This is a genomic window from Allosphingosinicella sp., from assembly GCF_036387215.1.
Classification (GTDB): domain Bacteria; phylum Pseudomonadota; class Alphaproteobacteria; order Sphingomonadales; family Sphingomonadaceae; genus Allosphingosinicella.
This window is the reverse complement of sequence record NZ_DASVUE010000043.1, coordinates 1-8598: the sequence shown is the minus strand read 5'-3', so window position 1 is coordinate 8598 and position 8598 is coordinate 1. Positions and strand designations below refer to the sequence as shown.

9 protein-coding genes are annotated in these 8598 nt (G+C 66.3%); 7 read left to right on the top strand and 2 right to left on the bottom strand.

Annotation, left to right across the window (positions count from 1 at the left end; all coding sequences use genetic code 11):
• A partial coding sequence (locus tag VF662_RS02160) for an alpha/beta fold hydrolase (RefSeq protein ID WP_464137150.1) occupies positions 1-229 on the top strand: 229 nt, incomplete at its 5' end.
• Here the strand turns inward: VF662_RS02160 and VF662_RS02155 are convergent.
• Positions 226-1074: an iron-containing redox enzyme family protein gene (locus VF662_RS02155; protein WP_464137147.1), complete on the bottom strand. Its 849-nt coding sequence runs from the start codon at positions 1072-1074 to the stop codon at positions 226-228. The two genes, VF662_RS02160 and VF662_RS02155, sit on opposite strands and share 4 nt — an antisense overlap.
• Before the next feature lie 300 nt (positions 1075-1374).
• Here VF662_RS02155 and VF662_RS02150 point away from each other — a divergent pair, with 300 nt between their 5' ends.
• The 6 genes from VF662_RS02150 to VF662_RS02125 all read left to right on the top strand — a co-directional run bounded on the left by VF662_RS02150 (position 1375) and on the right by VF662_RS02125 (position 7816).
• Entirely contained in the window at positions 1375-2553 is a 1179-nt protein-coding gene (locus tag VF662_RS02150) for a cell wall hydrolase (RefSeq protein WP_464137145.1), read from the top strand.
• Positions 2554-2640: 87 nt separating this feature from the next.
• Positions 2641-3669: an N-acetyl-gamma-glutamyl-phosphate reductase gene (gene argC / locus VF662_RS02145; RefSeq protein ID WP_464137143.1), complete on the top strand. Its 1029-nt coding sequence runs from the start codon at positions 2641-2643 to the stop codon at positions 3667-3669.
• Positions 3666-4826, top strand: a complete 1161-nt coding sequence (argJ, locus tag VF662_RS02140) for a bifunctional glutamate N-acetyltransferase/amino-acid acetyltransferase ArgJ (RefSeq protein ID WP_464137141.1) — start codon at positions 3666-3668, stop codon at positions 4824-4826. Before argC ends, argJ begins: the two co-directional genes overlap by 4 nt.
• Positions 4823-5692 carry an acetylglutamate kinase gene (gene argB / locus VF662_RS02135; protein ID WP_464137139.1) on the top strand — a complete coding sequence of 290 codons (870 nt, stop codon included), beginning with the start codon at positions 4823-4825 and terminating at the stop codon, positions 5690-5692. The genes argJ and argB overlap by 4 nt, the downstream gene beginning before the upstream one ends.
• Positions 5689-6555 (top strand): ornithine carbamoyltransferase, encoded by an 867-nt coding sequence (gene argF / locus VF662_RS02130; protein ID WP_464137137.1) that lies wholly within the window; start codon positions 5689-5691, stop codon positions 6553-6555. Before argB ends, argF begins: the two co-directional genes overlap by 4 nt.
• A 31-nt stretch (positions 6556-6586) precedes the next feature.
• Positions 6587-7816 carry an argininosuccinate synthase gene (locus tag VF662_RS02125; protein ID WP_464137134.1) on the top strand — a complete coding sequence of 410 codons (1230 nt, stop codon included), beginning with the start codon at positions 6587-6589 and terminating at the stop codon, positions 7814-7816.
• Between the two features lie 7 nt (positions 7817-7823).
• Here VF662_RS02125 and VF662_RS02120 read toward each other — a convergent pair whose 3' ends face one another.
• Positions 7824-8474, bottom strand: coding sequence for a methyltransferase family protein (locus tag VF662_RS02120; RefSeq protein ID WP_464137132.1), 651 nt, complete (start codon positions 8472-8474; stop codon positions 7824-7826).
• Positions 8475-8598 lie beyond the last annotated feature (124 nt).

The following is an 8598-nucleotide window of genomic DNA, read 5'->3' as shown; positions in this document are numbered from 1 at the left end:
GCCGATGGCGCCGGCCGGTCTGGTGGACGTCACCCGCATTCAAACGCCGGCGCACGTTCTTGTCGGCACGTCAGACAAGATCGTCGAGCAGGAGCGGCAGGGAAAGCTGCTTGCGCGGCTGATGCCGAACGGGCGGCTTACGCAGGTGGAAGGCGTCGGGCACATGCTCCATCACGTGCGGCCGGAGCTGATCGTCGAAGCGGTGAAGGAAGCGCTCGCTCCGGCCTAGCTCCAGAGCTCAGCCCGGTACCGCTCGAAGCACCTCTCGCCGCACCTCAGACGGATCAGCGCGCCCTCGGCGATGGCGGTCGCCCGGCGGGGATCCTCCTCGACCAGCGGCCGCAGCGCCTCCCGGTTCCAGTCTTCGCTATGCTTCACGTCGAGCACGGCGTGGAGGTTGAAATAGCGGGCGTCGCGTCCGGAGAAGCCGAGCCGCTTCAGAGCCGCGGCAGTGGCGGCAGAGCGGCCGGGCGCGGTAAGCTCGATCGCTCCCAACGCGCCCACCGAATGCCATGCGTATCGGCGCGTCGTCGCCATCGCGGTCATCGCATTGGCGAGTGCGAGGCTCTGCCAGACGGTGGTTTCGATCCTCGGCTCCAGCCCCAGCGACTCTATCAGCCCATGGAGCATCGGGCCGTGCATTCCCTTCGGATTGCCGCGGCCCATCTCGTCCCAGTAATTGCGCGCAAGCTCCAGCTTGGGCGCCGCGGGAAGCTTTACCTGGGTATAGGCGACAAGATCGTCGAAACCGGCCTCGCCCGCCGTCTCCTGCTCCAGGAACCAGCTGAGCTCCTCCCGTGTCGCTTCCTCGGCAAGCCACGGGAAGAGCGGGTCGTTCTGACCGGGGCCGTTCTCCTGCAGCGCCTCGAACCATGCGATGAAGCCGTCCACATCCGTGGGTGCCTCGGCGGCGCGCTCCGCCACTTCGCTCCTGAGTTCTTCAAGGAAGCCGCCCTCGAGCCGAAGCATCTGCAGGTCGCGCTCCAGAAGCTTCTGCCAGTCGCCCGTTGGGAATTGCGGCGCCAGGCGCTGGTTGTTCCAGCGGGCGAGGCCCTGCTGGAATTCGTCCGTCAAAAATTGTCCCGGCTGGCCATCGGCCACTCCAGGGAAGGCTTTCGTCGCCACTATCTCTCTGTCCCGCTCAAAAAAGGTTCCGGAAGAGAACCGATTGGCGGAAATGTTGTTCCTACGGGAGGAATGCCTACATGCCGGAGCAGCCGGCGTTTTGGCTAGGTACAGGTTGGTGTGTTATAGGCACAGCTCGCTTGTATCGATTGTCCTCGTTCCAGCTTTCCATGGCCACTGCCGGGCGGACGGCGGTTGTTCGCCAGCCCCTCCGGGCCTAGATGCCGCGTCCGCCATTCGGAGTGATTGATGCTGATTGCCGCCTTGCGATCGACTGGTGCGCGGTTGCCCAAGCTTGAATGGAGGCAATGGTCTGCCTCGATCGTGCTTGCGGCCGTATTCGCGCTCAACCTGCTGGCCGGCATCACCATCCTCGGCATCGGCACCCCCGCCGATCGTGCCGGCGCCAAGGTTCCCACCAGTCTTCCTGCCGCGCTTCGCGACCAGGTGCCGCCCGCTCCCGAGCCGCTCAAGTTCCGCGAGATCGCGCCCGAGGACGCGGTGAGCATCAACGCCGCCGTTCCGGTCTCGACGCTTCCGAACCCGGCAGCGCGCCCGTTCCGCCTCAACGTGGCAACCGAGGCGGACCGCATCCGGGCGACGGAGTGCCTCACCTCCGCAATCTACTACGAAGCTGCGACGGAGCCGGTCGACGGCCAGCGCGCGGTGGCGCAGGTGGTCCTCAACCGCGTGCGCCATCCGGCTTATCCGAACAGCGTCTGCGGCGTCGTCTTCCAGGGATCCGAGCGCGCCACCGGCTGCCAGTTCACCTTCACCTGCGACGGCGCGCTGGCCCGCACCCCGCACCCGGTGCTTTGGCAGCGGGCGCGGAAGATCGCCGAGGCGGCGCTTGCAGGCTCCGTCTTCAAGCCGGTCGGCTGGTCGACCCATTATCACACCAACTGGGTGGTCCCTTACTGGAGCTCCAGCCTGGTCAAGGCAGCGATCGTCGGCACCCACATCTTCTACCGTTGGACCGGCGGCTGGGGTACCGGCCCCGCCTTCCGCACCGGCTATGCCGGCGCCGAGCCGTCCATCGCCAAGATGAAGCATCTCACCAGCGTTCCGCCGACTCCGGAGGAGCTGCAGGAGGCGCTTGCCGCCACCGCCGCGACGGCCGTCGACGGCGCCCCGCTCCCCGCGCCGCTCGCGGAGCTGCTGCAGCGCCCCGTCGTCCGCCGCTTCGAAGCCGCCAAGGCCGAGGGCGTCGCAGCCCTCGTCACCGAGCAGGCGAAGGCGAGCGGTTCGGCGGTTTCACCGAGCTATCGGTGGGCACTGACCGGCGATTCGAGCACCTCCAAGGAGGCGCCGCTCGGCAAAAAGACGGATTCGAAGAAGCCTGAGCCGTCCCCCGCCAAGCCCGCCGAGCCGAAGGAGCTGGAGGGCGTTAGGAAAGTTGCCGGCTCGGACGGGGCGACGATCCCTTAATCTGCCGGCCGCTCCGGCTTTTCGCTTGAGGCACTTAACGCACCTCACTGCGGCGTATTGCATAGTTATGCATCGGGATGCATAGGCATGCGCGATATGCAAATTCGAACTGCAATCCTCGGAGCATCTGGTTTCGTCGGCGGCGAGCTGCTGCGCCTCTGCGCGGCGCACCCGTTCCTGCGCCCTGCGAAGCTGTTCGGCGACTCGAAGGCAGGCCAGGCGGTGGCGGAGGTGCATCCGCATCTTGCCCTTGCTTATCCGGGAGTCGCGATCGAGCAGTTCGACGCTGCGGCGCTGGACGGCGTCGGCCTGGTCTTCGCGGCCTTGCCCCATGGGCAGACGCAGGCAATTGCCGGCTCGATCCTCGATCGCGGCATATCCTTCGTCGATCTTGGCGCGGATTTCCGGCTCAAGGACCCTGCCGCATACCAGCAATGGTATGGCGAGCCGCACCACGCGCCGGAGCTGCTCGAGAGGTTCGTCTACGGCATTCCGGAGCTGCACCGCGACGCGATCCGAGGCTCGGGCGCCGTGGCGGCGGCCGGCTGCTACCCGACCGCCACGATCCTGGCGTTGAAGCCGCTCGTCGATGCCGGGCTGATCGAGGCGAACAGCATCGTCGTGGACGCAAGCTCCGGCGTCAGCGGCGCTGGCCGTGTGGCCAAGGAGGCGACGGCGTTCAACACCATTGCCGAATCCTTTGCAGCCTACGGTCTCGTGTCGCACCGCCACACGTCCGAGATGGAGGCGGAGCTCGGTTCCACACTGCTGTTCACGCCGCACCTCGCACCGATGAACCGCGGCATCCTCGCCACCTGCTATGGCCGCGCCGCGCGTCCAATGCGGCGCGATGAGCCGCTTGAGGTGCTTCGCGCGGCTTACGCGGACGAGCCCTTTGTCCACGTCACGGAGCAGGCGCCGGCGACCAAGTGGACGCTCGGGTCGAACGCGGTGCAGGTTACCGCCCGCTACGATCCGCGGACGGAGCGGGTCCTAGCGATCGCTGCCCTCGACAATCTCGTGAAAGGAGCCGCCGGACAGATGATCCAGTGCGCCAATCTCATGCTCGGCTTCGAAGAGACCGCCGGGCTGCCGCTGTGCGGAGTTTATCCATGAGCGTCACCGCCGCGGAAGGGTTCGTCGCCGCCGGCTGCCATGCCGGCGTCAAGCGGCGGCGCTACGATATGGCGCTGCTCGCGACGGACGATGGCAAGCCGGTGCCTGCCGCCGCCGTATTCACGCAGAACAAGTTCTTCGCTCCGCCCGTCGACGTCAGCCGCTCGCGCCTTCAGGCGAACGGCGGACGCGCTTCGGCGGTGATCGTCAATTCCGGCAACGCCAATGCCGGCACCGGCCCTGCTGGGAAGGCCGATGCCGAGGCGATGTGCGCTGCCGCCGGCGAAGCTCTCGGCGTCTCCGCCGAGCACGTGCTGGTCTGCTCGACGGGCATCATCGGCACTCCGCTGCCGATCGAAAAGATCCTAGCTGCGACGCCGAAGCTCGCGAAGAAGCTGTCGAAAGAGGGCGGCGAGGATGCGGCGCGGGGCATCCTCACGACCGATCACAAGTCGAAGGAAGTGCTTGTGGAAGGCCCCGGCTTCACGCTCGGCGGAATGGCCAAGGGCTGCGGGATGATCGCTCCCAACATGGCGACGATGCTCGCCTTCCTCACCACCGACGCGGCGGTCGAGGCGGAGGAGATGCAGGCGATCCTCCGCGATGCCTCGGACCGCACCTTCAACACCCTCAACGTCGACGGCGCGACTTCGACCAATGACACCGTCATCCTTCTCGCTTCGGGGCGTCGCGGGCGGCCGGACCTCGCCGCCTTCGCCAATGCGGTTCACAAGGCGTGCGAGGATCTGACGCTTCAGATGGCGCGCGATGCCGAGGGAATGACCAAGATGGTCGAGCTTCGGGTCACAGGCGCCGCAAGCGACGCCGAAGCGCGGGCGGCGGCGAAGAACATTGCCGAGAACAACCTCGTCAAATGCTCCTGGTATGGCGGCGACCCCTATTGGGGCCGGCTGCTCGCCGCCGCCGGATCGTCGGGCGTCGCGTTCGAGGCTGAGAAGACGAGCGTCTCCTACGGCGGCATCACCGTCTCCCGCGCGGGCACGAACTTCGACCATGACGCTGACGCCGTTGCAGCGCACATGAAGCAGGAGCGGATCGAGATCGAAGTGGCGCTCGGGCTGGGGCAGGGCAGTGCCAGGGTGGTCGGGATCGACCTCGGCCCCGGCTACATCAAAGAGAATTCGAAAACGTCATGATCGGTGCCAACGAAACCGCGCGGGTCCTCGTCCAGGCCCTTCCCTACATCGAACGCTTCCACGGCAAGTCCGTCGTGGTGAAACTGGGCGGCGCGGCGATCGACGCGGAGCTTGACCGGGCCCTTGCGCAGGACGTCCTTCTGCTCCGGAGCGTCGGTGTCCGCTGCGTCCTCGTCCACGGCGGCGGGCCCCAGGTCGACGCGATGATGCGCCGCGTGGGGAAGGAGCCGCGCTTCGAGAACGGCCTCAGGGTCACCGACGAAGAGACGCTGGAAATCGTCCGCATGGTCCTCGTCGGCAAGATCAACCGCGACCTCGTCGGAACGATCAACCGCGAGACCAGCGAGGAGCCGGTCGCGGTCGGCGTCTCCGGCGAGGATGGCGGCCTCCTCACGGTCACTCCGCGCGAGTCCAGCCTCGGCTTCGTCGGCGACGTCAGCATGGTCCGGGCATCGGTGCTTCACCGGCTGCTCGACGAGGGACTTACGCCGGTGGTCTCCACCATCGGTGCCGACGCCCACGGCCAACCTTACAACATCAACGCCGACGAAGCCGCGCGCGCGATCGCGGTCGCGATGGCGGCGGAGAAGATCGTCTACCTCACCGCAGCGCCGGGCCTGCTGGGGGACGTGAACGACGAAGCATCGCTCGTCCCGCGCCTCACCTCCGCCGAGCTCCGCGAGCGGATCCAGCACGAAAGCGTATCGGCGGGCATGATCCCCAAGCTTCGGGCCTGCGCGGACGCCGTCGATGGCGGCGTCGGATCGGCGCACATCATTGACGGGCGCGTCGCTCATTCGCTGCTGGTCGAGATTCTCACCGACGAGGGGATCGGGACCATGGTGAAGAGGGAGGCGAACTGGTGAGCCATCTCCTCACGATCCGCGACCTCGGCCGCGAGGCGCTGGAGCAGATCCTTGCCCTTTCCGAGCGCCAGCATTCGCGCCTTCCGCTGCAGGGAAGGGGCGTCGCGCTCTACTTCGAGAAGCCCTCCGCCCGCACCCGGAATTCCATGGAGATGGCGGCGGTCCAGCTCGGCGCCCACCCGGTCTACATCCAGCGGGACGAGGTCGGCCTTGGCACCCGCGAAACGCCCGAGGACGTTGCCCGCACCCTTGCCTGCTACCATTCGATCATCGCCGCGCGCGTGAAGGACCACAGGCTCCTGGAGCAGATGGCGGCGGCGGTCGACACGCCCGTCCTCAACATGCTCTCGGACAGCGATCACCCGCTCCAGGCGCTTGCCGATCTCCTGACCGTGAAGCAGCTTTTCGGCCGCATCGAGGGCGTCCGCATCGCCTATGTCGGCGATTACAACAATGTGGCGCGTTCGCTTGCCGAGGGCTGCTCTCTGCTCGGTGCCGAGCTCATTGTGGCGAGCCCCGAAGGCTATGGCTTCACTGAGGCGCCCGAGGGCATTCGCCAGGTCGTCGATCCCGCCGAAGCCGTCGAAGGTGCCCAGATCGTCTACACCGACGTCTGGGTCTCGATGGGCCAGGATGACGAGACCGAAGAGCGGCTGAGGGCCTTTTCCAACTATCAGGTAAGCGCGGATCTCATGTCCCGCTCGTCAGACGCCTGGTTCCTCCACTGCCTCCCCGCCCGGCGCGGCGAGGAAGTCACGGACGAAGTGATGGACGGCCCCCGCTCCGCAGTCTGGCGGCAGGCGGAGAACCGCATGCACAGCGCCCGTGGCGCGATGGCGTGGATGCTCGGCGTCAATCCGTGACCCCCCACAGGTACAATCCTTAGAGGTAGCAATGGCAAACCAGGCACCGCGCAAGGTCGTGCTCGCTTATTCGGGCGGGCTCGACACGTCGATCATCCTGAGATGGCTCCAGACCGCATATCGGGCGGAGGTGGTGACCTTCACCGCCGATCTCGGCCAGGGCGAGGAAGTGGAGCCAGCGCGGCGCAAGGCGGAGCTGCTCGGCATCCGGCCGGAGAACATCTTCGTCGAGGATCTGCGCGAGGAGTTCGTCCGCGACTTCGTCTTCCCCATGTTCCGGGCGAACACGGTCTATGAAGGGCAGTATCTGCTCGGCACATCGATCGCACGGCCGCTGATCGCCAAGCGCCAGATCGAGATCGCACGTGCGGTCGGCGCCGACGCGGTCTGCCACGGAGCGACGGGCAAGGGGAACGATCAGGTCCGCTTCGAACTCGGTTATTATGCGCTGGAGCCGGACATCCGCGTCATCGCTCCCTGGCGCGAATGGGATTTCGCGAGCCGCGAGCAGCTGATCGACTTCGCCGAGAAGCACCAGATTCCGATCTCGAAGGACAAGAGGGGCGAGGCGCCCTTCTCGATCGACGCCAACCTCCTCCACTCCTCATCGGAAGGAAAGGTGCTCGAGGACCCCGCGGTCGAAGCGCCCGAATATGTGCACCAGCGCACCATCTCGCCGGAGGAAGCGCCGGACAAGCCGACGATTGTCGAGATCGACTTCGAGCGCGGCGATCCCGTCGCGCTCGACGGGGAGCGGCTGTCGCCCGCGGCTTTGCTCACGCGGCTCAACCAGCTCGGGCACGACAATGGCATCGGCCGCCTCGACCTCGTTGAAAACCGGTTCGTCGGGATGAAGTCGCGCGGCGTCTACGAGACGCCCGGCGGCACGATCCTCCTTCAAGCCCACCGAGGTATCGAATCGATCACGCTCGATCGCGGCGCGATGCATCTGAAGGACGAGATCATGCCGCGCTATGCGAGCATCATCTATAACGGCTTCTGGTTCTCGCCCGAGCGGGAGATGCTGCAGGCGCTGATCGACAAGAGCCAGGAGCATGTCAGCGGCCGCATCCGGATGAAGCTCTACAAGGGCAATGCCACGGTGATCGGCCGCGAAAGCCCCGCCGCGCTCTACGATCAGGATCTCGTCACATTCGAGGAGGGATCAAGCTCCTACGACCAGCGCGACGCTGCCGGGTTCATCAAGCTGAACGCCCTCCGCCTCCGCATCGGCGCAACGCGGGACCGACGGCTGGGCTAGAAGCCTCTCACCAGACGAAGGGAATAAGCTTGTACTTCACGGCGCCGCGGTAGCTGCAATACTCTTCGTCTTCGCTGAGGACGGCTTCCTCGAGTTCGATGCGCAGGAGCATCGACAGCCAGCAGGCCCCGTAGACGATCGCGTTCCAGATCGAGCAGCACATGAGGAAGAACCCCACGTGCGTGATCAGGTAGCCGAAATACATCGGGTGCCGGACGAGGCGATAAGGGCCGATGCGCCGGACGCCGCGATTGGCTGCGACGATGCCGAAGCTTCGGGAGAGGGCCAGCTTCGCCCCGATGTTGACGAGCAGACCGAGCATCATCAGGAAACCCGCTGCAGGTAGCGGGATCAGCTGGAGCCCCGTCGGGTTCACCATCAGCGGGAGGCAGGTGCCGATGATCGCCACCGTCCACGCCCTGAGGGTGTTCGATGCCTGTCCCGTCCGCCTGATGAGGGCAAAGACGACGATCAGCATCTCGGCCGTCACGACGAGCACCGCGAACGGATTGGAGCCGATCGCCGGGACGAAGCGGTAGACCATCCAGCCGCCGAGAAGGAGCAGAAAGAGCCGCTCCGCAACGTCCAGCACGAGCGACCAGCGGTCCTCGCCCGCCGGGAGCTCGCCGGCCGTAGATGCCGTCAGTTCCGCCTGCATTCCTCGCCCTCCCGCATACAGGAGGGCGGATAGCCGACGTCGGTGAAGATCGGCTTAAGCGGGCGCGACGGTCCTAGTCGATCAGCTCCACGGCCATTGCAGTGGCTTCCCCGCCGCCGATGCA